Raw genomic sequence first — 21787 nt, forward strand, 5'->3', positions numbered from 1 at the left:
CCGCGTCGGGGTCACAGTGAATGCCGGACGGCGTCCTAATGTCTCACGGGTGCCCAAGCTCTCTGTTGTCGTGCCGTTCTACAACGTGCAGACATATGCACCGGATGCCCTGAAGAGTCTCGAACTCAACGCCCGGGACGATTTCGAGTTCCTCCTCGTCGACGACTGCTCGACGGACGGGACGCCCGGCCTGCTCGAGCGGGCGGCCCGCGAGCTGCCGGGGGCGGTGCACCTCAGACACGAGCGCAACGGCGGCCTGGCCACCGCCCGGAACACCGGTCTGGACGCGGCGCGCGGCGAGTACCTCGCGTTCCTGGACGGGGACGACTGGCTGGCCCCGGGCCACCTGGCCCGGACCCTGGCCGCCATCGAGGCCCTGGGCTGCGATTTCGTCCGTACCGAGCACGTGAAGTGCACCGGCAGGTCACGGAGCGTGCAGCGCGTCCCGTACGGCCCGCAGTCGGTCGTCGCCGATCCGCGCACCGCGATCCTGCCCGCCGACCGGGCCACCTCGGTGGACTATCCGTACGCCTGGGCCGGGATGTACCACCGGCGGCTGCTGGACCGCGGGCTGCTGCACTTCACCGACGGGCTGCGGACGGCGGAGGACCGGCCGTGGATCTGGCGGCTGCACCGCGAGGCGGAGTCCTTCGCCGCGGTCGGACTGCCCGGAATCTTCTACCGGCGCGGGGTTGCCACCTCACTGACCCAGATCGGCGACGAACGGCAGCTCGATTTCATTCGCGCATTTGATCAAGTGCTCTCGGATACCGCCGCAGACGTAGAATCGGATCTGCTGCTCCCGAAAGCCGTCCGAACATATTGCGCGATTATCGCGCACCATTTCGGATCCATCGAGAGGTTCGAACCGGACGTGGCCAGAAAACTCCGTTCCATGAGCACGGCCGCGCTCGGCCGCATGCCCCAGGACGTGCTGGACCTGGTCCTGGACTCGATGGACGTGGAGCGCTCCACACTGCTGCGCCGCGTGCGCGGCCGCCGCCGCACCACCGCCTCGGGGGCGAACGCCTGATGCCCACCCAGATCTTCCTGGCCTCCACCCTCTACGGAGCGGCCACCCTCGCCGCCGGCATCGACGCGGGCGCCTTCCCGCCCGCCGCCCGCCGGATCCTGCTGACCAGCAACCACGCCGTCACCGCCGAGGTCAGCCCCGGAGTCGCGGACATGCCGGGCTTCGATGCCCTGCGCCCCCGCTTCGACGAGGTCCTCGACTGGAACCGCGTCATCGAACCGCAGCACCCCAGCACCTGGGCCCCCCGCGCGGAGGACGTCCCGCTGTGGGAACGGCAGCTGCGCACCCTGTGGGGCCTCGGCGAGGACCGCGTCGAACTGATCGTGGAGTCCATCCAGGTGGCGCCCGCCCAGACCCTGTGCCGGCTCTTCCCCGGCGCGGCCGTCGACGTCTACGCCGACGGACTGATGAGCTACGGACCCACCCGCATCCGCCTCGACCCGCAGCTCGGGATGCGCGTGCGGCGCGTCCTGCACCTGGACCTCGTACCGGGACTGGAGCCGCTGCTCCTGACCGAGTTCGGGGTGCGGGTCGAACTGGTGCCGACGGAGGCCTTCCTGAAGGTCCTGGCGGAACTGCCCGCGCAGGACTCCGCCCTGGACGGCATCGGGGAATCCCCCGCCCTCCTCCTCGGCCAGTACCTCTCGGCGCTCGACCTCATGACCCCGGAGCAGGAGGAAGAGCTCCACGTCTCGATGGTCCGCGGCGCGCACGCCCTGGGCCACACCGAGCTGGTCTTCAAACCGCACCCCAGCGCCCCGGCCGCCTACTCCCGCCGCGCGGAGGAGGAGGCCGAGCGGCTCGGCGCCCGCATGACCGTCATCGACACGCCGTTCCTGGCCGAGACCCTCTACCAGCGGCTGCGCCCGGCCCTGGTCGTCGGCTGCTTCTCCACCGGACTGCTGACCGCCGCCACCCTGTACGGGCTCCCGGTGGCCCGGACCGGCACGGACGCCATACTGGCCCGCCTGACCCCGTACCCGAACAGCAACCGCGTGCCGCTGGCCCTGGTGGACGCCCTGCTCCCCGACCTGGCGGACGCGGAGGCCGTGCGCACCTGGACTCCCCCGACGCCCGAGCGCGTCCGGGCCGAGCCGGCCGGGCTGCTGACGGCGGTCGGATTCACCATGCAGCCGCAGATCCTCGCCGCGCGCCGGCTGATGGCCGAGGCCTACCTGACCCGGCATCTGACCGACCGCACCTGGCGGTACTTCACCCGCCGCCGGCTGACCGCGCTCGGCCTGCCCGGCGGCATCCCCGCCCAGCTGTCGTTCCTGCCCCGCAGCAGGGCCGTGCGGCGCATGGCCCGGCGGCTGCGCCGCGTTCTTAGCTGAGGGGCCTCAGCCAAGGGGTCTCAGCTGACGGCGAGCTTCGCCGCGAACCCCAGGAACAGCACGCCCGCCGCCGAGGTGGCCCCGGCGGACAGCCGCTTGCGGCGGCGGAACGCGGCGGACAGCCGGGTCCCGGTGAAGATCAGCGTCGACAGGTACAGGAAGCTCGCCAGCTGCGACAGCGTGCCCAGCAGCAGGAACGACAGGGCGGGGTAGGCGTAGCCGGGGTCCACGAACTGCACGAAGAACGACAGCAGGAACAGGATCGCCTTCGGGTTGAACAGGCTCACCACCAGCGCCCGCCGGTACGGCCGCTCCATGCCGCCGGCCGGCTCCTCACCGGTGAGGATCTCCTCCTGCCGCGCCTTCCGATCGCGCCACATCCCCCAGGCGGCGCGCATCATCCCGACGGCCAGCCACGCCAGGTACCCGGCGCCGAGGAACTTCACCAGGGTGAACAGCAGTGGGCTGGCCTGGAGCAGCGCCCCGGCGCCCGCCGCGGTCAGCACCATGAGCACGGTGTCCCCGGTGAACACCCCGGAGGCGGCCTTGTAGCCCTCCTTCACCCCGCCGCGGGCGGCGACGGACAGCACGTAGAGCGAGTTCGGCCCCGGCAGCAGAACGATCAGCACCAGGCCGGCGAGATAAGTAGGAAGATCTGTCACACCCAGCATGGGCAGGAGTGTCCCACAAGGACACACCTGTCAGAACCTGGATTTCACCACGTGGAATCCACCGGGGTGTACGTCCCCCACACCTCCCGCAGCGCCCCGCACACCTCCCCCACCGTGGCCCGCGCCCGCAGCGCCTCCTTCATCGGGTAGAGCACGTTCGCCCCCGTTCCCGCGGCCGCCTCCCGCAGCCGCGCCAGCGCGCCCGCCACCGCCTCCCCGTCCCGCTCCGCCCGCAGCCGGGCCAGCGCAGCGCACTGCCGCGCCTCGATCTCCGGATCCACGCGCAGCGGCTCGTACGGCTCCTCCCGCTCCAGCACGAAGCGGTTGACCCCGACCACCACCCGCTCCCCGCCGTCGGTCTCCCGCGCGATGCGGTAGGCGTTCCGCTCGATCTCCGCCTTCTGGAAGCCGGCCTCGATCGCGGCCACCGCACCGCCCCTCGCCTCGACCTGCCCCATCAGGTCGAGCGCGGCCGCCTCCAGCTCGTCCGTCATCCGCTCCACCGCGTACGACCCGGCGAAGGGGTCCACGGTGTGCGGCACGTCCGTCTCGTACGCGAGGACCTGCTGGGTGCGCAGGGCGAGGCGGGCCGACTTCTCCGTGGGCAGCGCGATCGCCTCGTCGAAGGAGTTGGTGTGCAGCGACTGCGTGCCGCCCAGTACGGCGGCCAGTGCCTGCACGGCCACCCGTACGAGGTTCAGCTCCGGCTGCTGCGCCGTCAGCTGGACCCCGGCCGTCTGGGTGTGGAAGCGCAGCATCAGCGACTTCGGGTCCCGCGCACCGAACTCCTCGTGCATGACCCGGGCCCAGATCCGCCGGGCCGCGCGGAACTTCGCGACCTCCTCGAGCAGGGTGGTGCGGGCGACGAAGAAGAAGGAGAGCCGGGGCGCGAACTCGTCGACCGCCATCCCGGCCGCGAGGGCCGTACGGACGTACGCGATGCCGTCGGCGAGGGTGAAGGCCACCTCCTGCGCGGGCGAGGCCCCCGCTTCGGCCATGTGGTAGCCGGAGATGGAGATGGTGTTCCACTTGGGGATCTCGGCCCGGCAGTAGCGGAAGGTGTCGGCCGTGAGCCGGAGCGAGGGCCCGGGCGGAAAAATGTACGTTCCGCGTGCGATGTACTCCTTCAGAACATCGTTCTGAATCGTCCCCGTCAGCTGTGCGCCCGAGATGCCCTGTTCCTCCGCGACCAGTTGATAGAGCAGCAGGAGCAGCGCGGCGGGCGCGTTGATGGTCATGGAGGTGGAGACCCGGTCGAGGGGGATCCCGTCGAACAGCGTCCGCATGTCGTCGAGCGAGTCGACGGCCACCCCGACCTTGCCCACCTCGCCGTGCGCGAGGGGTGCGTCGGAGTCGTGGCCCATCTGGGTCGGCAGGTCGAAGGCGACGGACAGCCCGGTCCCGCCGCCCTCGATGAGCTGCCGGTAACGGGCGTTGGACTCGGCGGCCGTGCCGAAGCCGGCGTACTGCCGCATGGTCCACGGCCGACCGGTGTACATCGTCGGATAAATCCCCCTGGTGTAGGGAAAATCCCCCGGCTCCCCCAGCTCGACGCCGGGGTCCCACCCCGTCAGATCGCCGGGCCCGTAGACGGGTTCGATCGGGTTTCCGCTCTCGGTGCGTGCCATGTGACGAAGACCTCCATAGAGCAACCGGGCCCGGGGCTGGTAGAACCGTCCCGCTTCGTAAGGCTGTGGACGGCTCCTGGTCACAATGGCGCAACATCGCGGGACCGAGTGCAACTCTCCACGCGTGCGAGGCATCACCTAGATACACGACGTAGAAAACGGGGGACTGCAATGCACCGCCAGAGAGTCATATTCCGCACGCTCGGGGTGGCCACCGCCGTCGCGCTCGCCGCGACCGCCTGTGGGCCGCAGAAGTCGGAGTCCGCGGGCTCCCCTTCCCCGGTCTCCTCCTCGCCCACGGCGGGTGCCTCCCCCGAGTCCTCACCGTCCACCGACGACAAGCCGGCCTCGCCGTCCCCGTCGGCCTCCGCCTCGGCGTCCCCGTCCGCCTCTCCTTCGCCCACGGTGAAGCAGATCATGGCCAACGGCGACGACAGCGAGCAGGTGCGCGAGCTCCAGGCCCGCCTGAAGCAGCTCAAGCTGATGTCGGTCGCGCCGACCGGCTTCTACGGGACGAAGACCACCGCGGCCGTGAAGTCCTACCAGTCGAAGAACGGGCTGAACCCCACCGGTTCGGTCGACGAAGCCACCTGGAAGAAGATCCAGGGCGCCACGAAGAAGCCCACCGCAGACGAGCTGCGCCCGCCGGCGGTCAACGAGGCGGACGCCCCCGACCCGCGCTGCATGGAGGGCCGGGTCATGTGCATCAGCAAGGAGAGCCGCACCCTCGCCTGGATGATCGACGGCAAGATCATCTCCACCATGGACGTGCGCTTCGGCTCGGAGAACACCCCGACCCGCGAAGGCGTCTTCAAGGTGGACCGCAAGGAGAAGGAGTGGACGTCCACGCTCTACCACACGTCCATGCCGTACTCGATGTTCTTCAGCGGCGGCCAGGCGGTGCACTACTCGGCCGACTTCGCGGCCCGCGGCTACGCCGGCGCCTCGCACGGCTGTGTGAACGTCCGGGACAAGGGAAAGCTTTCGGCGCTCTTCGCCCAGGTCCAGGCCGGCGACAAGGTCGTCGTCTACTGGTGAGGCCCGGGGGGCTGCACGGGCTGCGCGGTCTGGAAGTTAGAGGCGCGGGCAGGGCCGGGGGAACGTGCCCCGCCCGCGCCGGTTGCGCAGAGCCCAGGGGTACGGGGGGAACCCCGGCTCATGCGCGGCCGATGACCAGTCGGCTCGCTATGTACTGCGCCACCGATTCGAAAAGTGTTACAGGCGGGACGGGACCGGGGCCGGACTCGAGGTCGGAGACCTGAAGATCCCGTCGTACGTACCGCCGCCCGCGGGCGTGCCCGGGCTGCTCATGCGCCCGCCGCCGTCGTTGACGACGCCGTCCAGCAGCGCCTCGCAGTAGTACGGAATCCGCGCCAGGCCCTTGGCCAGGCGGGACAGCCGCTCGCGCCGGTCGTCGTTGAGGTGCCCGGCCCGGTAGTCGTTGCACAGGTCCACGGCCCGGCGCTGGTTCTCCCGGTCCTGGTCGCGGTCCCGGCTGGTGCTCCCGTCGCCGGAGCCGTCCGGGGTTCCGTCCGTCCGGAACGTGCCGTCCTGGCCGTCCTTGTGGTCCTTGCCGCCCTGGGTGCTCCCCGTGCCTCCGGTGGTGGACGTGCCGGGCGAGGTCCCGCCGAAGGTGTCACCGCCGGGTGCCGTGTACCCGTCCGTGCCCGGCGGCTGGGAGGTGCCCGCGGAGGCCGCCGGATCCGTACCGTCCCGCAGGGGGGTGGGGCGCAGTTGCGGGCTGAGCGTCGCGGCCCCGCTGTCGTCGCCCGCGGTCGGGTCCCCGTCGGCGCTGACGGACATCGCGGGTCCCGGACCCGCGGTGTCGCGGCCGGAGGGGTCCAGCAGACCGGCGCCCGCCGCCGCGGCGAGTCCGCCGACCGCGACGCTCGCCAGGGCCGCCGCGAGACCGAACCGCACCGCCCGGGCGCGCCGGGGTGCGGGCACGCGCAGGCCGGCGGCGCGGCCGAGGTCGACCAGGGGTTCACGGGAGCGGGCCGTCCCGGTCCGCACCGCGGAGGGTGCGGAGGAAGCGGACGCCGCGGTCGTGCCGTGCGCCGCGCGGAAGGCGGCCACCGCCGCGGCCTCGCCGGGCAGTTCCCCGGCGGCCGAAGCGGCCGGGGCGGTCTGCGCGAGGCTGTCGAGGGCGGCTCGCAGCCGGGCGGCTTCGCTCCGGGCCCGCGGATCGGCGGCCGGCCCCACAGGTTCCACCGGTTCACCGCGCAGCAGTTTGTCCGCCGCGGCTCTGTCCAGCCACCTGTCGCGCTCGTCGGCCATCACATGTCCTTCTGCGTCCGCCAACGTGAATGCGTCACACCGGTTTTTTCTACGAGGCCCCCGCCGCGGCCGCGCTGAGCGGGTACGGCGTCGAGATCCCTCCCGCCCCTGCCGCCCAGTGCCTGGCCACCGGCATTATGGCCGACGCGCGCGCCCGGATCCGAGTCGCGGTCCCCGTCGCGGTCCGAGTCCGGCTCGAAGCCGCCCTCCGCGGCCTCCGGGCCGAGCAGCTCGGCCAGCTTCTTCAGACCCCGGTGGGCGGCGGTCCGTACGGCGCCGGGCCGCTTGCCGAGGGTCTCGGCCGCGCTCTTGGCGTCCAGGCCGACCACGACCCGCAGGACGACGGCCTCCGCCTGATCCTGTGGCAGCTGAGCGATGAGCGCCATGGCCGTTCCGGTGGAGAGGGACTCCATCGCGGCGCCCGCGGTGTCGCAGTCGGCGGCCCAGCCGGTGAGCTCGGTGTCGTCGCCGCCGATGGCGGGGCGGCGGCCGCGCATGCGGATGTGGTCGAGGGCCCGGTTGCGGGCGATCCGGGCGGCCCAGCCGCGGAAGCGGTCGGCGTCGCCGGTGAAGGAGTCGAGGTCGCGGGCGATCTGCAGCCAGGCCTCGGATGTCACGTCCTCCGCGTCGCCGTCACCGACGAGCGTGCGTACGTATCCGAGCAGGCGTGGGTGCACGGCGCGGTACACAGCACGGAACGCGTTCTCTTCGCCGTCCTGTGCCGCGAGCACCGCGGCGGTCAGCTCCGCGTCGTCCCCCAGCAAAGTCCCCAACCCGTTCACTGTCCTGTACGTCTGGCGCAAATCAGCACGTTACGGCTTTCAAGCACCTTCGTCCACGAGTTGTACAACGAGCAACCAATCCTGCGCGGAGCGAGGTGTGACACAAAACGCACTCAGGGCGCTGACAGGGATACGGGCTTGTCGCACGAGCCCGTGACGGATGGTGGCCGGGGCCTCTCCTGTGGGGGGTGGCGGCCTCGGCCGCCCTCCCCTCCCCGGGCCGTCCTCGCCTCCCGGCCCTCTTTCGGTTCGCGTCCATGGTGCCCCCGTCATCCTTTCGGCTCACTTCCGGGTGAATTCCCCGAATGCGTACGACACACCCTGCCCTGCGTCGATAGCGTGGCAGCACACCAGCGCCACGCCCCGAGGAGCCCCCCGCTGTCCAGCCACCTTCCGGCACAGGCCCGCGGCAGCTCCGACCCCTCTCACGGCTCCGGGCTGGCGCGGTTCAACGCCCTGTCCCCCGAGACCGCCGAGGCGGTCCTGATGCAGTGCTGCGGCAGCCGGCGCTGGGCACACCGGGTCGCCACGCACCGCCCTTACCCCGATTCCGGGGCTCTGCTCGCCGCCGCGGACGAGGCTTCGTACGACCTGTCGCAGGCCGACCTGGCGGAGGCGCTGGCCGCCGAGTGCTCGGCGGAGCTGGAGCACGGGGCCCCGTACGCCGCCCTGCTGGCCCTCGACGCGGGCCACGCGGAGTACGAGCGCAAGTTCGGGCACGCCTTCGTGATCTGCCTCGACGGGCACCCGCCGGAGGAACAGGCGGACCAGCTGCTGACCGCGATCCGCCGCCGGATGGGACACGAGGTGGACGAGGAGCGATCGATCTCCGCCGACGAGCTGCGCCGCCTCGCGCAGGCCCGACTGTGCGACCTGACACATTGGCTGACGTCGGCCGATGGCCGGCCGGATCGCCTGGCCGATGGTCTGACTGGGGCGGAAATAGGGCTATTCGCCCCTGTCGGATAGTCCGTCCGAGCCTGTTTGATCACACCGATGGCCCCCGCGCGAAGGAACCGACAAAGCGTCGCTACGATGTCCGGGGCCGGAGGACCGTACCCGGCCGGGCCCGACCGACAAAGAAGCCGGCTGGCCCCCGCCCCGCTTCCGGAGGGTTTTCCGTGCCGGCTGGAACGTTGTACCGCGGCCGGGAAGGAATGTGGTCCTGGGTGGCTCATCGAGTCACCGGCGTCCTCATTTTCTTCTTCCTGTTCGTACACGTCCTCGACACCGCACTCGTCCGCGTCTCCCCCGAGGCGTACGACGATGTCGTGGCTACCTACAAGACACCGATCGTCGCGCTGCTGGAGTACGGCCTCGTCGCCGCAATCCTGTTCCACGCGCTCAACGGTCTCCGTGTGATCGCAGTGGACTTCTGGTCCAAGGGTCCGCGCCACCAGAAGACGATGCTCTGGTGGGTCGTGATCATCTGGGCCGTGCTGATGATCGGGGCCATCCTCCCCGTTCTCAGCCACGCCTACCTTGAACTGTTCGGGAAGTGACACGCATGTCTTCTGACACTTCTTCCGCCAAGGCCATCGGTGACGTCGAAGGCGTGAGCCTCTACGACGTCGAGAACCCGGCGCCGTACATCGAGGCGCCGCGCAAGCGCACGGGCAAGACCCCGCGCTCGACCCGCGGCAACTTCGAGATGGTCGCGTGGCTCTTCATGCGCCTCTCGGGCATCGTGCTCGTCGTCCTCGTCATCGGCCACCTGCTGATCCAGCTGGTGCTCGACGGCGGCGTCTCCAAGATCGGCTTCGCCTTCGTGGCGGGCCGGTGGGCTTCCCCGTTCTGGCAGGTCTGGGACCTGCTGATGCTGTGGCTGGCCATGCTGCACGGCGCCAACGGTCTGCGTACCGTCATCAACGACTACGCGGAGCGCGCCAACACGCGGCTGTGGCTGAAGGGCCTGCTCTACACCGCCACGGTGTTCACCATCCTTCTGGGCACGCTGGTGATCTTCACCTTCGACCCGAACATCCGCTAGCCAACGGGGCTGAGGCGAAACCAATGAAGATCCACAAGTACGACACCGTCATCGTCGGCGCAGGTGGCGCAGGCATGCGCGCCGCCATCGAGTCGACGAAGCGCAGCCGCACCGCCGTGCTGACGAAGCTCTACCCCACCCGCTCCCACACGGGCGCCGCGCAGGGCGGCATGGCCGCCGCGCTGGCCAACGTGGAAGAGGACAACTGGGAGTGGCACACCTTCGACACGGTCAAGGGCGGTGACTACCTGGTCGACCAGGACGCCGCCGAGATCCTGGCGAAGGAGGCCATCGACGCCGTCCTCGACCTGGAGAAGATGGGCCTGCCGTTCAACCGCACCCCGGACGGCACCATCGACCAGCGCCGCTTCGGCGGCCACTCGCGCAACCACGGCGAGGCCCCGGTCCGCCGGTCCTGCTACGCCGCGGACCGCACCGGCCACATGATCCTCCAGACGCTGTACCAGAACTGCGTCAAGGAGGGCGTGGAGTTCTTCAACGAGTTCTACGTCCTGGACCAGCTCCTGGTCGAGGAGGACGGCGTCCAGAAGTCGGCCGGTGTGGTCGCGTACGAGCTCGCCACCGGCGAGATCCACGTGTTCCAGGCCAAGGCCGTCATCTACGCCTCCGGCGGCACCGGCAAGTTCTTCAAGGTGACCTCCAACGCGCACACCCTCACGGGTGACGGCCAGGCGGCCTGCTACCGCCGCGGCCTGCCGCTGGAGGACATGGAGTTCTTCCAGTTCCACCCGACGGGCATCTGGCGCATGGGCATCCTGCTGACGGAGGGCGCCCGCGGTGAAGGCGGCATCCTCCGCAACAAGGACGGCGAGCGCTTCATGGAGAAGTACGCGCCGGTCATGAAGGACCTCGCGTCCCGTGACGTCGTCTCGCGCTCCATCTACACCGAGATCCGCGAGGGCCGCGGCTGCGGTCCGGCCGGTGACCACGTGTACCTGGACCTGACGCACCTGCCGCCGGAGCAGCTCGACGCTAAGCTCCCGGACATCACCGAGTTCGCGCGCACGTACCTGGGCATCGAGCCGTACACGGACCCGATCCCGATCCAGCCCACCGCGCACTACGCCATGGGCGGCATCCCGACCAACGTCGAGGGTGAGGTCCTCAGGGACAACACCACCGTCGTCCCGGGCCTGTACGCGGCCGGCGAGGTCGCGTGCGTGTCGGTGCACGGCGCGAACCGCCTGGGCACCAACTCGCTGCTGGACATCAACGTCTTCGGCAAGCGCTCCGGCATCGCCGCGGCGCGGTACTCGCAGGAGAACGACTACGTCGAGCTCCCGGAGAACCCGGCGCAGCAGGTCATCGACCTCGTCGAGCAGCTGCGCAACTCCACGGGCAAGGAGCGGGTCGCCGACCTGCGCCTGGAGCTCCAGGAGACGATGGACGCGTGCGTGATGGTGTTCCGTACGGAGCAGACCATCAAGACGGCGGTCGAGAAGATCGCCGAGCTGCGCGAGCGCTACAAGAACGTGTCCGTCCAGGACAAGGGCAAGCGCTTCAACACGGACCTGCTGGAGGCCATCGAGCTGGGCAACCTGCTCGACCTGGCCGAGGTCATGGCCGTGTCCGCGCTGGCGCGCAAGGAGTCCCGCGGCGGTCACTACCGCGAGGACTACCCGAACCGCGACGACGTCAACTTCATGCGCCACACCATGGCGTACCGCGAGGTCGGCGACGACGGCAAGGACTCCGTCCGGCTGGACTACAAGCCCGTCGTCGTCACCCGCTACCAGCCGATGGAGCGTAAGTACTGATGGCCACCCCCACCCTGTCCAAGACGGACGAGATGGAGGCCGCGGCCGCGGCCTCGCCGTACATCACGGTCACGTTCCGGATCCGCCGCTTCAACCCCGAGATCTCGGACGAGGCGCAGTGGCAGGACTTCCAGATCGAGATCGACCCGAAGGAGCGCGTGCTCGACGGTCTCCACAAGATCAAGTGGGACCTCGACGGCACGCTGACCTTCCGCCGCTCGTGCGCGCACGGCATCTGCGGCTCCGACGCGATGCGGATCAACGGCAAGAACAGGCTCGCCTGCAAGACGCTGATCAAGGACATCAACCCGGAGAAGCCGATCACCGTCGAGGCCATCAAGGGCCTCACGGTGATGAAGGACCTCATCGTCGACATGGAGCCCTTCTTCCAGGCGTACCGGGACGTCATGCCGTTCCTGGTCACCAAGGGCAACGAGCCGACGCGCGAGCGTCTGCAGTCCGCCGAGGACCGCGAGCGCTTCGACGACACCACCAAGTGCATCCTGTGCGCCGCGTGCACGTCCTCGTGCCCGGTGTTCTGGAACGACGGCCAGTACTTCGGCCCGGCGGCGATCGTCAACGCGCACCGCTTCATCTTCGACTCGCGTGACGAGGCCGGCGAGCAGCGGCTGGAGATCCTGAACGACAAGGACGGCGTGTGGCGTTGCCGCACGACGTTCAACTGCACCGACGCGTGCCCGCGCGGCATCGAGGTCACGAAGGCGATCCAGGAAGTCAAGCGTGCGCTGATCACGCGTCGCTTCTGATCCCTTCTGGATCCTTCTGGGTCCTTCCCGGATCCTTGTGATCCCCCTCGCCTGTGCCTGAGGCCCGCACCCCTTCTCGGGGTGCGGGCCTCAGTCGTACTCGGGGACCTCCGGGACGGGCTGCGGCCGACGGATCGTCACCTACCCCTTCCTGCCGGGCGCATCGTGGGGATTCTCGAAGCAGCTCTCTGACCGGGGGTACGGGACAGCAGGCCGCTATGGAAGGATCGGCCGCATGAGCGAGCAGCAGCCGAATCCTTACGCGAGCGACCCCAGCCAGGGCGGCGACTACAGGTGGGGCCCGGGCGAGGCCAGTTACGGCTACCCGCAGCCCTACCCGGGAGCCCCGGCTTACCAGCCCACGATGGGCGCCGGCGTACCGGCCCCCGCCTACCCCGCCGCCACCCCGGGCGGCGCCAGCTTCTCTGTCGGCGACATCAGCGTCGCCGGCGACCAGATCATCACCCCGTCGGGCTCGATGCCGCTCAGGGGCGCGATGTGGAACGCGACGGACTTCTCGCGCACCGAGGAGAAGATCCCGACCCACGCGATCATCCTGGCCGTCATCTTCTTCCTGTTCTGCCTGCTCGGCCTGCTGTTCCTCCTGATGAAGGAGAAGAAGACCACGGGCTACATCCAGATCACGGTCACCAGCGGCGGCCGCCACCACTCCACGATGCTCCCGGCCACGGACGCAATGTCGTACCAACGGGTGATGGGCCAGATCAACTACGCGCGGTCGCTGAGCATCTGAGGGGCGGGGGCGGGGCGGGGGCGGGGCGCTGGGCGGGGCGGTGGCTTCGGGGGTCGGGGTCTCAGCGGGGCGGGATCAGGGAGGGTTTGGGGGTTTCCCGTCAGTCCCACTGTCTCCCCGGGTCGGGACGGTCCCTCAAGAGCGCTCCTTCGTCGCGTCGCTTCGCGATGTCGCTGCGCTCCACTCTTGACCGACCGTCCCGCCCCGGAAAGACAGGACTGTCGGGAAGCCCCCAAAAGAACGGTCCACCGGTTCCATGAATGAGCAAGGGGCATCAGGGACCGACTCCCTGGTTCCCAGGGGCAGGGTCTGAGCCCGGGCCCGTCGGGAGGGGATCCTGGGTCGGCGGGCGCATCAGATCGCTACACACTTCTCGCCCATGGCGTCCGGCGCCCGTCTGGGGCTGGACATAAGCCGCCCACGGCCGGCACACACCTCTCCATCACGCGACTGCGGGCAGTCTGTCCCTATTTGGCAGCGAGTTGAGAGCCAATCGATCACTTCCCGGAGTGAGAGACCCAAAAGTCCGGCACCACACTCCGTCAGAGCACTTTCCGTGCCCGCGACCGCCCGCAGACGCCTACCGAGGGGGTCAACTGACGGTCTGGGGCGGCTTGTGTCCAGACCATGACGGTCTGATCGCCGCCAGAGCACCTCAGGCGGGCAGCGACCAGTGGGCGGCCTATTCCCAGCCCCAGACAGCCCACAGCCGCCAGACAATGAGCAAGTGCGTAGCGATCTGACGCGCCCACCGACCCCGCATCCCCTCCCGACGGGCCCGGGCGCATGCCCGCCCACGGCCACCAAGCAGCCGGTCCCTGATCTCCCCCGGTCTGAATCGTGAACCAGTGGACCGTTCTTTTGGGGGCTTCCCGACAGTCCTGTCTTTCCGGGGCGGGACGGTCTGTCAAGGGTGGCCGAAGGCCATCGCGAAGCGACGCGACGACGAAGGAGGAGCGCCCTTTACAGACCGGCCCGACCCGGGGAGACAGTGGGACTGACGGGAAACCCCCAAACCCTCCCCGATCCCGCCCCGCCGAGACCCCGCCCCCCGAAGCCACCGAAGCCCCCGAAGCCCCCGCCCCACATCCCCCCGCGCCCCCACCCCACCCCCACCGCTCCGAAACACAGTGGCGGAAGGAGCAAGGCCCCCGCGAAGATCCGGGAATGAGCGTTTACTTTGAGGTGTCCGGGCCCGCCGATGGGCCCGCCGTCGTCCTGCTGCACTCTTCCGTCTGTGACCGGCGCATGTGGGATCCCCAGTGGGGTCCGCTGGCCGAGGCCGGGTTCCGGGTGGTCCGGCTCGACTTTCGGACCTGTGGGAACTCCCCCGCCGCGCAAGCCACGTACAGCGACGACGGGGACGTCCTCGCGCTGATGGACCGGCTCGGGGTCGAGCGTGCCGCGGTCGTCGGGTCCTCGTACGGCGGGCAGGTCGCCCTGCAGATCGCCGCCCTGCACCCGGAGCGGGTGACCCGGCTGGCCCTGCTCTGCGCGGGTCGCCCGGGGTATCGGCCCGACAGCCCGGAGGTGGAGGAGTTCCGCGCCGCCGAGGACGCGTTGACGGAGGCCGGTGATCTGGCCGGCGCGGCCGCGCTGAACGCCCGTACCTGGCTGGGCCCGGACGCCGACCAAGCCGCGCATGCCCTCGTACAAGCCATGCAGCTGGGGAACTTCCAGGGTGCCCTGGCCTCCACCGGGGACCACGAACTCCCCGCGCCGGAGGTCGATCTCGCCGCCATAACCGTCCCGGTCCTCGCCGTCGGAGGCGCCCACGACCTCCCCGACTACCGCCACATCGCCGCCGAACTCCCGGCCCTCGTCCCCGGCGCGCGGCACGTCGAACTCCCCTGGGCCGGCCACCTGCCCTCGATGGAGCGCCCCGCCGAGATCACGGACCTGATGCTGGAGTTCCTCCACCCGATCCGGTGAAGAGAGTGCTTACGGGACGCGGGCCTGCCACCGTCCTACGATGATGCTCTCGACCCAGCCCACGGGAGGCCCGGAATGTCCACAGCACCCGTCGAGCACTCTGAGTACGCCGGCGAGGAGGAGCCGCTGAGCCTCCTCGAAGAGGCCGACCTGCTCATGGAGCGGAACCCCGGCTACCGCGTCGAGATCATCGGAGGCATCCTCACCGTGACCCCGCCCCCAGACCTCCCGCACGCACGAGTCCTAACGGACCTCATGCTGCCGTTCCTGAGTGCCGGCCTGCACGGACCCGAGTCCCAGGTCGTGCAAGGTGTCGGCCTATGGCTGCCCGGCGGTCCGGAGGACTACGCGATCCCCGACCTCTCCGTGGTCGACGCCGACATCGATGACCATCTCATCGAGTTCAACTGCTACGACCCGGTGGTGTTCCGTCTGGTCCTGGAAGTGACCTCGTCGAACTACAACAACGACCTGCGCGCCAAGGCCGCCGCCTATGCCCAGGCCGGGATCCCCGTCTACGTCATCGTCAACCGCAAGCACCAGCGGGTACACGTCCTGACCGACCCCGCCGACGGGACGTACGACAGCCACCGGATCCTCGCCACAGGCGAGCTCGCCACCCTGCCCGACTCCCTCGGCGCCAAGGTCACGCTAGACGTCGACGAACTCCTGGCGGCGGGGCGGCCGCGGCCCCGTAAGCAGGCCGTCCCGCCGGCGACGGACGAGACCTCCCAGGCCTAGGTCACTGCTTGCGTTCGGCCGCGCTGCGTTCCACGCAGAACTCGTTGCCCTCGGGGTCGGCCAGTGTCACCCAGCCCGTGCCGTCGGGGTTGCGGTGGTCGCCGACCACGGTGGCGCCCAGGGCGAGGATGCGTTCGACCTCCTCGTCGCGCGTGCGGTCCTGCGGCTGCAGATCCACGTGCACCCGGTTCTTCACGGTCTTGGCGTCGGGCACCGTCACGAACAGCAGCGCCGAACCGGGCGCCGTGACCAGGGCTTCGGGGTCGCCCGGGAAATCCTCGTCGGAGATCTTGCCGTCCAGGACGCCGGCCCAGAACTGCCCCAGGGCGTAGGCGTCGGAGCAGTCGAAGGTGAGGTGTCGTACGAGAGAAGTCATGGCCGGACTATCGGCCAGGCCCGCGCTCCCTGTCCACCGAGTTCGAGAGCCGGGCCGGGCGCTGTGATGGACTGGGCGCCATGACCGACTTCGAGACGATCACGGTTCCGGCCCACCTCTGCGGATATCCGGGAGTCGCCTTCGGCGGCTACGTGGCGGGCCTGCTCGCCGCCCGCGCCGCGGCGAAGACCGTACGGGTGGACTTCCGCCGGCCGGTGCCGACCGGGGCGCCGGTGCTGCTCACCGGGAGGGCCGACGGCGGCGCCGAACTCACCACCGGTGAGCTGCTGTTGGCCGCCGCGACGCCCGCCGAGCTGCATGCCGGCATGACGGACATCCCCGACGCCCCCTCCTGGGCGGCGGCCTCGGCCGCGGCCCAGGCCTACCGGGCGGACCCGCCGGACGGGTCGGCGGACTGCTTCGGCTGCGGCCTCGACCGCACGCCCGCCACCGGCCTGCGCCAGCACTGCGGACTGGTGCCGGGCACCGCCGGAATGGTTGCCACCGCGTGGACTCCCGCGCCCGAACTCGGCGGCCCGGACGGCCTGTTGCCGCCCGAGCTGGTGTGGGGCTCGCTGGACTGCCCGGGGAACGCGGCCGGGCGCCTGCTCGACGGCCGCCCGGCCGGCGCCGTCACGGCCGCGCTGACCGCGCGGCTGCTGCGGCCGGTTCCGGTCGGCGAGGGCCTCGTCACGTACTCCTGGCTGCTCGGCTCGGAGGGCCGCAAGTACACCGTCGGCACGGCCCTGGCCACGGCGGCGGGCGACCTCTGCGCCTTCGCCGAGGCCCTGTGGGTGCAGCCGCGCCAAACGGCCTGAGGGGTACCGCGCAGGCCGCCTTGGCCGGTTCGCAGCTGCCGTGCATATGATCGAAGCCTGTGAACGGGGAGGCGTGAACATGTCAGATCTCGGACAGGTGGGCATGCGGCTGAACGGGGTGCCGCCGGAACCAGGATCGTCGGCTCCGGGGCCGGTGGGTCCGGGCGGATCCGCGAACTTCGCATCGACGCCGGCGGAGAAGAAAGCCGCGGCGAACACGATCGAGACCGAGCTCGAGCCGAACACGAAGAAGGCCACCGAGCACGCGGACGACGCCACCAGCACCGCCCAGAAGGGCTTCGAAGGCTGGGACACGGCCGCCGGCCTGAAGAAGGTGGCGGACACCTGGGACCAGCAGGTGAAGACCCTGATGGGCCGCCTGGCCTCGGAAAAGTCCGCGCTGCGCGGCGCCTCGGGTCTTTTCGCACGCAACGACCTGAGCCTGAACAACCAGTTCGCGGCGCAGTCGAAGCTGAACGGTCTGTAGGGGGCTGCGGTGCTGACCTATCACGAAGTCATGACCACGGATCTGGGCCTCCTGACGACGGCCGCCGCCAAGTGGGACTCGATGGCGGGTGAGCTGAAGAAGGTCGAGACCCGCTACGGCGACACCGTCCAGAAGATCAGCATGGGCGACGGCTGGTCCGGCGTCAGCGCCGGAACCGCCCACACCAGGTTCGCCGCGACCCGCTACGAGTACGCCGCCGCGCAGAACCAGGCCAAGGCGATCGCGAGCCTCCTGCGGGACGCCCACGAGAAGTTCACCGACCTGAAGAAGAAGCTCGAAAGTGCCCGGGACGACGCGATAGCCGCCGGCATGACCGTCTCCGAAGCGGGACACGTCGCCTTCGACTACTCCAAGCTCACCCCCTCCGAGCGCAGCGCCTACCACCACGACCCCGACGGCCAGACGATCATCCGCGACGCGGTCGCCAAGTGGCAGCAGCACGTCGACGACCGGGTGAAGGCCTTCACCGAAGTCGACCAGAGCGTCAAGACCGCCCTCTCGGCCGCCGTCGTCGACAGCAACAAGGACGCCTTCGGCAAGGGCGCCGACGAGACCCTCACCGGCTTCAACAACTACGCCGAGGGCGACCTGGCGAAGGCCGGCAAGCCCAAGGAAGAGGACGTCCCCACGAAGACGGACGGGGACACCGGCAAGGTCACGGTCACCGGGCCCGATGCCGGCTTCACCGTCAGCGGCACCAAGTACGGCAAGGAGGGGTCGGTCAAGGCGTACGCCGACCTCTTCCACGCGAAGGCGGAAGGCTCGACCACCATGGGCGGCGTGAAGCTCTCCGGTGTCGAGGACTGGTACGGGGGCGCCCGCGCCACCGCGAACTACGGGTTCACCGACAAGGGCCTCGTCGGCAAGGCGGAGGCGTCCGCGGGGATCCGGGCCTTGAACGAGGGCCGGATCGAATACGGGCACGTCGGCGGCTACGGGCGCGTCGAGGGATTCGCCGGCGGCGAGGCGGGCGTCAGTGCCGGAGTGGGCCCGGAGGGCCTCAACGCCGGTGCAAAGGCGTTCGCCGGGGCCAAGGGCTCCGTCGCCGGAGGCGGCGAGGTCGCCGGCATCGGCGCCGGCGGGACGGCCGAGGGATGGGCCGGAGTCGGCGCGGAGGCCAAGGTGACCTTCGGCAAGGGCGACGACGGCAAGTTCCACATCGGCGGCAAGGCGGGCGCGGCCCTCGGGTTCGGCGGCTCCGTGGGCGCGGAGTTCACCTTCGACCCGGACAAGTTCACCAATGCCGCGGGCGACGCGGCGGACGCGGTGGGCGATGCGGCGGACGCGGTCGGCGACGCGGCAGGCTCCGTCAAGGACGAAGTCACCAGCTGGTTCGACTGATGTACGTTGCCCAGGAAGGAAGGTCCTAGATGTCCACGACACTGCCCGTGCCGATCGAATTCCGCCTGCCGGAGGGCTGGCTCCCGGCCCCGCCGGACGCGGTCAACGCCCCGGGCGTCGCCTTCGTCGCGTTGCATCCGCATCCGGATGCCGGGTTCACGGCCAACATCACCATCGAGGGCGAGTTCCTGTCGGAGGCGGCGACGCTCGAGGGCCTCGCCGACGCGTCGGTGCAGAACCTGCACGAGGTCGCCGAATCCGTGGTCGTGGCCCACCGCCGGGAGATCGGCTCCGAGGACTCGCCGGGCCTCACCCAGAGGCTGACGTTCTCGGCGGTCGCCGGCGGCGCGCGCCGCGACCTCGTCCAGTCCCACGTCTACCTGGCCATGGTGGATGCCAAAGATCCCCACAAGCGTGCGGTGATCAAGATGGTCCTGACCGCCACCGAGGCCCAGCACGACAGCGTCCTGGGCGACTTCCAGGAATTCCTGCGCACCGTCCGCCCGGACACCGGGGCGGAGGAAGGTTGATCCGATGGGCCTTTTCGACAAACTGACCGGCACCCGGCACCCCGGCACCGGAGTCGCACCCCGTTCCGCCGAGGAGGTCCGGGCCGCGCTGTTCGCGCTCAACGCTGCGGACGTGGCGTACGTCGTGCGCAACGCCGCCCCCGCGGAGAAGGCCGACCTGCTGGCGGAGTGGCGGATCCTGGAACCTGCCTGGAACACCTTCTTCCTCCGTACCCAGCTCTCCCGGACCCTCAAGATCCGGATGCGCCTGGTCCCGGAGAAGCACGAGGTGCGCTCCCTCGACGAGCAGTGGGACGTCACGTGGGCGGGGAACACGCCCCGGCTGGCGATCTCGGCCGAGCAGTCCCGCGGGCAGGTGAAGACGGTGTCCAAGCGCTGGTCGGTCGAGCGGGGGGAGGACGGCGAGCTGCACAAGACGGAGATCTTCCACTTCGACACCGCGCAGCTGAAGGACCCGCTGCGGGACGCCGTCCTCGCCGCCGGATGGACCTGGCGCGGAGCGGTGTTCAAGCTCTGATGGGCCGCTTGGTGGACAAGTACATGGGCACCCGGTACCCCGAGAAGGGTGTCGCACCGCTGCCCGCCTCGGAGCTCCGCGACGCGCTGCTCGCGCTCAACGACACGGGCATACGGTTCGTCATACGCCAGGGCACCTCGAAGGAAGGCTGCGACCTGGTGGCGGACTGCCGGGTCCGCGAGCTGCGCCTGACACTCAAGATCCGCATGCGCCTGGTCGCGGCGACGCGCGAGGTGCGGGCCCTGGACGAGCGGTGGGAGCCGTCGCACGAGTCCTCGCGTGAGCAGTACGGCCGCGGCCCGGCGACCGCGGTGTACAAGCAGTGGGAGTTCAAGAAGGGACCGGACGGCCGCCGGCGCAAGGTCGAGACGCTCCGCTTCGACACCCGGGACGTGAAGAACCCGCTGCGGAACACGGTCCTCAAGGCGGGATGGACCTGGCGCGGCGTGCTGTTCAGACCGTGACGGAAGCGTGGGCCGTGAAGGCGGCCCACGCCGCCGGGGCGACCGTGAGGGCGGGGCGCTCGGTGTCCTTGGAGTCCCGGACGTGAACGGCGGAGGGGCAGGTGGCGACCTCGACGCACTCGCCGCCGTCTCCGCCGCTGTATGTGGACTTGTGCCAGGCGAGGGCTACTTCGACGCACTCGCCGCCGGAGCCGCCGCTGTAACTGCTCGTGAACCAGGCCAGTTCCATGCTCATCGCTCCCCTAGCAGCTGTTCGATCCGCCGCGCCGACTCCTTCGAATTCAGCGCCGCCCCTCGAATATTCGCATGACGCTGAACCATCTCGCTGACCACTTCCCGGTCCGAGATCACCCAGCTCTGGCCCTGACCTTCGACGTAGCCGAACATCCGGTGTTCCGGCGTCTCCGCGATCGTCATCGGGCCTACCGAACCCAAGGCCTCTTCGCACTCCACAGGGATCAGCTGGATCCGCACATGCGGTAAACGCCCGCACTCCAGCAGGTGTTGGAGCTGCTCGCGCCAGATCACCTCCCCGCCGATGCGGCGCTGGAGGAAGGTCTCCTCCAGCAGGAAGCACAGAGCCGGGGGCGGAGTGCGATGCAGCAGCGCCTGACGGCCGATGCGGTCCTCCAGACGGCGTTCGATCGCTACCGCCTCAACCGGCGGCCAGTGGTCCTCAAAGAGCTGGCGGGCGTACGCCTCCGTCTGGAGCAGGCCGTGCAGCACGTGCGTGGAGTACACCCACAAGCTCACCGCCTTCTTCTCGATCGGCGCGAAGTCCCGGAACTGCGGCGCGTACCGCCCCTCCTCCTCCAGGTACGGGACGACCACCTTCAGCAGGCCGTCGCCGGACAGCAGATCATCGACCTGCTCGATCATCCCCGCGTCCATCGCGCGGTCACCCCGCTCGAACGCGCCGATCGCCGACGGCGAGAAGTTGGTCCGGCCGCCCAGTTCCTGTCGTGAGACCCCGCGCTTCTCGCGGAGCGTCCGCATCTGGGCTCCGAGTCCCCGGCGCAGCGGTGACGGCAGGGGTTCACTCGAGTTCACAGGCTCGGACACCGGCTTCACAGCCCTTCACGCTTCACACCCTGTAACGGCCCAACTACTGTCCAGGCTAGGGCTGAGCCATCAGCCTTGCCCCATGAACGAGCAAATCCCCGACTGGGTCCCCGCCTCCGGCTTCGCGCTGCGGCTCGCCGGTGTCCACTTCGACGCCGTCCGCATCCAGGGGCAGTTGGGCGAGGAGAAGGCCAAGGAGCTCAGTCGGCTCACCGATTACGACCCCGGGCCGATCGTCTACGAGCTCAACGGCTTCCGGTGGATGTACTTCCTGCTCCCGCCCGGCACCGCGCGCGAGCGGAGCTGGCCCTCCTACGCGCAGCGGTACACCTCGCGCACCCGGCCCGCCCTCGCGTTCGTCGGCGTGCCCGCGCTGTACGGGACGACGTGGCCGCTCGCGTGGCGGTCGGTGCCGACGCCGGCGGCGCCCTTCGTGGATCCGGGGATGCTGGAGAAGACATTCGCTTGAACCTGTTCAAAAGAA

At 70.0% G+C, this 21787-nt stretch carries 25 protein-coding genes; 18 read left to right on the forward strand and 7 right to left on the reverse strand.

Going from position 1 to position 21787, the window contains the following annotated elements; all coding sequences use genetic code 11:
* Window positions 1–49 precede the first annotated feature (49 nt).
* Together JIW86_RS17075 and JIW86_RS17080 are read left to right on the forward strand one after the other, a co-directional pair.
* On the forward strand, window positions 50–1033 hold the full coding sequence (locus JIW86_RS17075) for a glycosyltransferase family 2 protein (protein WP_257554587.1): 984 nt from the start codon (window positions 50–52) through the stop codon (window positions 1031–1033).
* Window positions 1033–2367 (forward strand): alpha-2,8-polysialyltransferase family protein, encoded by a 1335-nt coding sequence (locus JIW86_RS17080; RefSeq protein ID WP_257554589.1) that lies wholly within the window; start codon window positions 1033–1035, stop codon window positions 2365–2367. Before JIW86_RS17075 ends, JIW86_RS17080 begins: the two co-directional genes overlap by 1 nt.
* A gap of 20 nt (window positions 2368–2387) precedes the next feature.
* Here the strand turns inward: JIW86_RS17080 and leuE are convergent, their stop codons facing one another.
* Window positions 2388–3038 (reverse strand): leucine efflux protein LeuE, encoded by a 651-nt coding sequence (gene leuE / locus JIW86_RS17085; protein WP_257554591.1) that lies wholly within the window; start codon window positions 3036–3038, stop codon window positions 2388–2390.
* Window positions 3039–3082: 44 nt separating this feature from the next.
* On the reverse strand, window positions 3083–4666 hold the full coding sequence (locus JIW86_RS17090) for an acyl-CoA mutase large subunit family protein (RefSeq protein ID WP_257554593.1): 1584 nt from the start codon (window positions 4664–4666) through the stop codon (window positions 3083–3085).
* A 171-nt stretch (window positions 4667–4837) separates the two neighbouring features.
* Here JIW86_RS17090 and JIW86_RS17095 point away from each other — a divergent pair, with 171 nt between their 5' ends.
* Window positions 4838–5704 carry a L,D-transpeptidase family protein gene (locus tag JIW86_RS17095; RefSeq protein ID WP_257554594.1) on the forward strand — a complete coding sequence of 289 codons (867 nt, stop codon included), beginning with the start codon at window positions 4838–4840 and terminating at the stop codon, window positions 5702–5704.
* A gap of 177 nt (window positions 5705–5881) precedes the next feature.
* On the opposite strand, the gene JIW86_RS17100 is transcribed toward JIW86_RS17095, so the two are convergent.
* Complete coding sequence (locus JIW86_RS17100) at window positions 5882–6943, reverse strand: hypothetical protein (RefSeq protein ID WP_257554596.1); 1062 nt, start codon at window positions 6941–6943, stop codon at window positions 5882–5884.
* Window positions 6943–7707, reverse strand: coding sequence for an RNA polymerase sigma factor (locus JIW86_RS17105; protein WP_257559348.1), 765 nt, complete (start codon window positions 7705–7707; stop codon window positions 6943–6945). Before JIW86_RS17105 ends, JIW86_RS17100 begins: the two co-directional genes overlap by 1 nt.
* A gap of 357 nt (window positions 7708–8064) precedes the next feature.
* Here JIW86_RS17105 and JIW86_RS17110 point away from each other — a divergent pair, with 357 nt between their 5' ends.
* The 8 genes from JIW86_RS17110 to JIW86_RS17145 all read left to right on the forward strand — a co-directional run bounded on the left by JIW86_RS17110 (window position 8065) and on the right by JIW86_RS17145 (window position 15687).
* Window positions 8065–8694, forward strand: coding sequence for a 2-oxo-4-hydroxy-4-carboxy-5-ureidoimidazoline decarboxylase (locus tag JIW86_RS17110; RefSeq protein WP_215147660.1), 630 nt, complete (start codon window positions 8065–8067; stop codon window positions 8692–8694).
* Window positions 8695–8846: 152 nt separating this feature from the next.
* Window positions 8847–9227 carry a succinate dehydrogenase, cytochrome b556 subunit gene (gene sdhC, locus JIW86_RS17115; RefSeq protein WP_257554598.1) on the forward strand — a complete coding sequence of 127 codons (381 nt, stop codon included), beginning with the start codon at window positions 8847–8849 and terminating at the stop codon, window positions 9225–9227.
* 5 nt (window positions 9228–9232) lie between these two features.
* Window positions 9233–9715, forward strand: coding sequence for a succinate dehydrogenase hydrophobic membrane anchor subunit (locus JIW86_RS17120; protein ID WP_215147664.1), 483 nt, complete (start codon window positions 9233–9235; stop codon window positions 9713–9715).
* A 23-nt stretch (window positions 9716–9738) separates the two neighbouring features.
* Window positions 9739–11493 carry a succinate dehydrogenase flavoprotein subunit gene (sdhA, locus tag JIW86_RS17125; RefSeq protein WP_215147670.1) on the forward strand — a complete coding sequence of 585 codons (1755 nt, stop codon included), beginning with the start codon at window positions 9739–9741 and terminating at the stop codon, window positions 11491–11493.
* Window positions 11493–12260, forward strand: coding sequence for a succinate dehydrogenase iron-sulfur subunit (locus JIW86_RS17130; protein WP_215147672.1), 768 nt, complete (start codon window positions 11493–11495; stop codon window positions 12258–12260). Before sdhA ends, JIW86_RS17130 begins: the two co-directional genes overlap by 1 nt.
* A 235-nt stretch (window positions 12261–12495) precedes the next feature.
* Window positions 12496–13014, forward strand: coding sequence for a hypothetical protein (locus tag JIW86_RS17135; protein WP_257554615.1), 519 nt, complete (start codon window positions 12496–12498; stop codon window positions 13012–13014).
* A gap of 1167 nt (window positions 13015–14181) precedes the next feature.
* Complete coding sequence (locus JIW86_RS17140) at window positions 14182–14946, forward strand: alpha/beta fold hydrolase (protein WP_257554617.1); 765 nt, start codon at window positions 14182–14184, stop codon at window positions 14944–14946.
* A 75-nt stretch (window positions 14947–15021) separates the two neighbouring features.
* Window positions 15022–15687 (forward strand): Uma2 family endonuclease, encoded by a 666-nt coding sequence (locus tag JIW86_RS17145; RefSeq protein ID WP_257554619.1) that lies wholly within the window; start codon window positions 15022–15024, stop codon window positions 15685–15687.
* 1 nt (window position 15688) lies between these two features.
* Here the strand turns inward: JIW86_RS17145 and JIW86_RS17150 are convergent, their stop codons facing one another.
* Window positions 15689–16063: a VOC family protein gene (locus JIW86_RS17150; RefSeq protein ID WP_215147686.1), complete on the reverse strand. Its 375-nt coding sequence runs from the start codon at window positions 16061–16063 to the stop codon at window positions 15689–15691.
* A gap of 80 nt (window positions 16064–16143) precedes the next feature.
* Between JIW86_RS17150 and JIW86_RS17155 the strand changes: the two genes are divergently transcribed.
* From JIW86_RS17155 to JIW86_RS17180, 6 genes are all read left to right on the forward strand, one after another.
* Window positions 16144–16881: a hotdog fold domain-containing protein gene (locus tag JIW86_RS17155; RefSeq protein ID WP_257554621.1), complete on the forward strand. Its 738-nt coding sequence runs from the start codon at window positions 16144–16146 to the stop codon at window positions 16879–16881.
* Between the two features lie 79 nt (window positions 16882–16960).
* Window positions 16961–17368 (forward strand): hypothetical protein, encoded by a 408-nt coding sequence (locus JIW86_RS17160; RefSeq protein ID WP_406366384.1) that lies wholly within the window; start codon window positions 16961–16963, stop codon window positions 17366–17368.
* 30 nt (window positions 17369–17398) lie between these two features.
* Window positions 17399–18730: a hypothetical protein gene (locus JIW86_RS17165; protein WP_257554623.1), complete on the forward strand. Its 1332-nt coding sequence runs from the start codon at window positions 17399–17401 to the stop codon at window positions 18728–18730.
* A gap of 29 nt (window positions 18731–18759) precedes the next feature.
* Window positions 18760–19260 carry a hypothetical protein gene (locus JIW86_RS17170; RefSeq protein ID WP_257554625.1) on the forward strand — a complete coding sequence of 167 codons (501 nt, stop codon included), beginning with the start codon at window positions 18760–18762 and terminating at the stop codon, window positions 19258–19260.
* Window positions 19261–19264: 4 nt separating this feature from the next.
* Entirely contained in the window at window positions 19265–19777 is a 513-nt protein-coding gene (locus JIW86_RS17175; RefSeq protein ID WP_257554627.1) for a hypothetical protein, read from the forward strand.
* Window positions 19777–20241 carry a hypothetical protein gene (locus JIW86_RS17180; RefSeq protein WP_257554629.1) on the forward strand — a complete coding sequence of 155 codons (465 nt, stop codon included), beginning with the start codon at window positions 19777–19779 and terminating at the stop codon, window positions 20239–20241. The genes JIW86_RS17175 and JIW86_RS17180 overlap by 1 nt, the downstream gene beginning before the upstream one ends.
* On the opposite strand, the gene JIW86_RS17185 is transcribed toward JIW86_RS17180, so the two are convergent.
* Complete coding sequence (locus JIW86_RS17185) at window positions 20231–20476, reverse strand: DUF397 domain-containing protein (protein ID WP_257554631.1); 246 nt, start codon at window positions 20474–20476, stop codon at window positions 20231–20233. The two genes, JIW86_RS17180 and JIW86_RS17185, sit on opposite strands and share 11 nt — an antisense overlap.
* Complete coding sequence (locus JIW86_RS17190; RefSeq protein WP_257554633.1) at window positions 20473–21237, reverse strand: helix-turn-helix domain-containing protein; 765 nt, start codon at window positions 21235–21237, stop codon at window positions 20473–20475. The genes JIW86_RS17185 and JIW86_RS17190 overlap by 4 nt, the downstream gene beginning before the upstream one ends.
* A 148-nt stretch (window positions 21238–21385) precedes the next feature.
* On the opposite strand from JIW86_RS17190, the gene JIW86_RS17195 reads away from it, so the two are divergent.
* Window positions 21386–21772: a hypothetical protein gene (locus JIW86_RS17195; protein WP_257554635.1), complete on the forward strand. Its 387-nt coding sequence runs from the start codon at window positions 21386–21388 to the stop codon at window positions 21770–21772.
* Window positions 21773–21787 lie beyond the last annotated feature (15 nt).

The organism is Streptomyces sp. NBC_00162 (assembly GCF_024611995.1).
Taxonomy (GTDB): domain Bacteria; phylum Actinomycetota; class Actinomycetes; order Streptomycetales; family Streptomycetaceae; genus Streptomyces.

Coding starts and splice junctions, on each gene's coding strand:
- JIW86_RS17080 (WP_257554589.1), top strand. CDS start 1,033: ATGCCCACCCAGATCTTCCTGGCCTCCACCCTCTACGGAGCGGCCACC.
- leuE (WP_257554591.1), bottom strand. CDS start 3,038: ATGCTGGGTGTGACAGATCTTCCTACTTATCTCGCCGGCCTGGTGCTG.
- JIW86_RS17090 (WP_257554593.1), bottom strand. CDS start 4,666: ATGGCACGCACCGAGAGCGGAAACCCGATCGAACCCGTCTACGGGCCC.
- JIW86_RS17095 (WP_257554594.1), top strand. CDS start 4,838: ATGCACCGCCAGAGAGTCATATTCCGCACGCTCGGGGTGGCCACCGCC.
- JIW86_RS17100 (WP_257554596.1), bottom strand. CDS start 6,943: ATGGCCGACGAGCGCGACAGGTGGCTGGACAGAGCCGCGGCGGACAAA.
- JIW86_RS17120 (WP_215147664.1), top strand. CDS start 9,233: ATGTCTTCTGACACTTCTTCCGCCAAGGCCATCGGTGACGTCGAAGGC.
- sdhA (WP_215147670.1), top strand. CDS start 9,739: ATGAAGATCCACAAGTACGACACCGTCATCGTCGGCGCAGGTGGCGCA.
- JIW86_RS17130 (WP_215147672.1), top strand. CDS start 11,493: ATGGCCACCCCCACCCTGTCCAAGACGGACGAGATGGAGGCCGCGGCC.
- JIW86_RS17135 (WP_257554615.1), top strand. CDS start 12,496: ATGAGCGAGCAGCAGCCGAATCCTTACGCGAGCGACCCCAGCCAGGGC.
- JIW86_RS17140 (WP_257554617.1), top strand. CDS start 14,182: ATGAGCGTTTACTTTGAGGTGTCCGGGCCCGCCGATGGGCCCGCCGTC.
- JIW86_RS17145 (WP_257554619.1), top strand. CDS start 15,022: ATGTCCACAGCACCCGTCGAGCACTCTGAGTACGCCGGCGAGGAGGAG.
- JIW86_RS17150 (WP_215147686.1), bottom strand. CDS start 16,063: ATGACTTCTCTCGTACGACACCTCACCTTCGACTGCTCCGACGCCTAC.
- JIW86_RS17155 (WP_257554621.1), top strand. CDS start 16,144: ATGACCGACTTCGAGACGATCACGGTTCCGGCCCACCTCTGCGGATAT.
- JIW86_RS17160 (WP_406366384.1), top strand. CDS start 16,961: ATGTCAGATCTCGGACAGGTGGGCATGCGGCTGAACGGGGTGCCGCCG.
- JIW86_RS17165 (WP_257554623.1), top strand. CDS start 17,399: ATGACCACGGATCTGGGCCTCCTGACGACGGCCGCCGCCAAGTGGGAC.
- JIW86_RS17170 (WP_257554625.1), top strand. CDS start 18,760: ATGTCCACGACACTGCCCGTGCCGATCGAATTCCGCCTGCCGGAGGGC.
- JIW86_RS17175 (WP_257554627.1), top strand. CDS start 19,265: ATGGGCCTTTTCGACAAACTGACCGGCACCCGGCACCCCGGCACCGGA.
- JIW86_RS17180 (WP_257554629.1), top strand. CDS start 19,777: ATGGGCCGCTTGGTGGACAAGTACATGGGCACCCGGTACCCCGAGAAG.
- JIW86_RS17185 (WP_257554631.1), bottom strand. CDS start 20,476: ATGAGCATGGAACTGGCCTGGTTCACGAGCAGTTACAGCGGCGGCTCC.
- JIW86_RS17190 (WP_257554633.1), bottom strand. CDS start 21,237: ATGCGGACGCTCCGCGAGAAGCGCGGGGTCTCACGACAGGAACTGGGC.
- JIW86_RS17195 (WP_257554635.1), top strand. CDS start 21,386: ATGAACGAGCAAATCCCCGACTGGGTCCCCGCCTCCGGCTTCGCGCTG.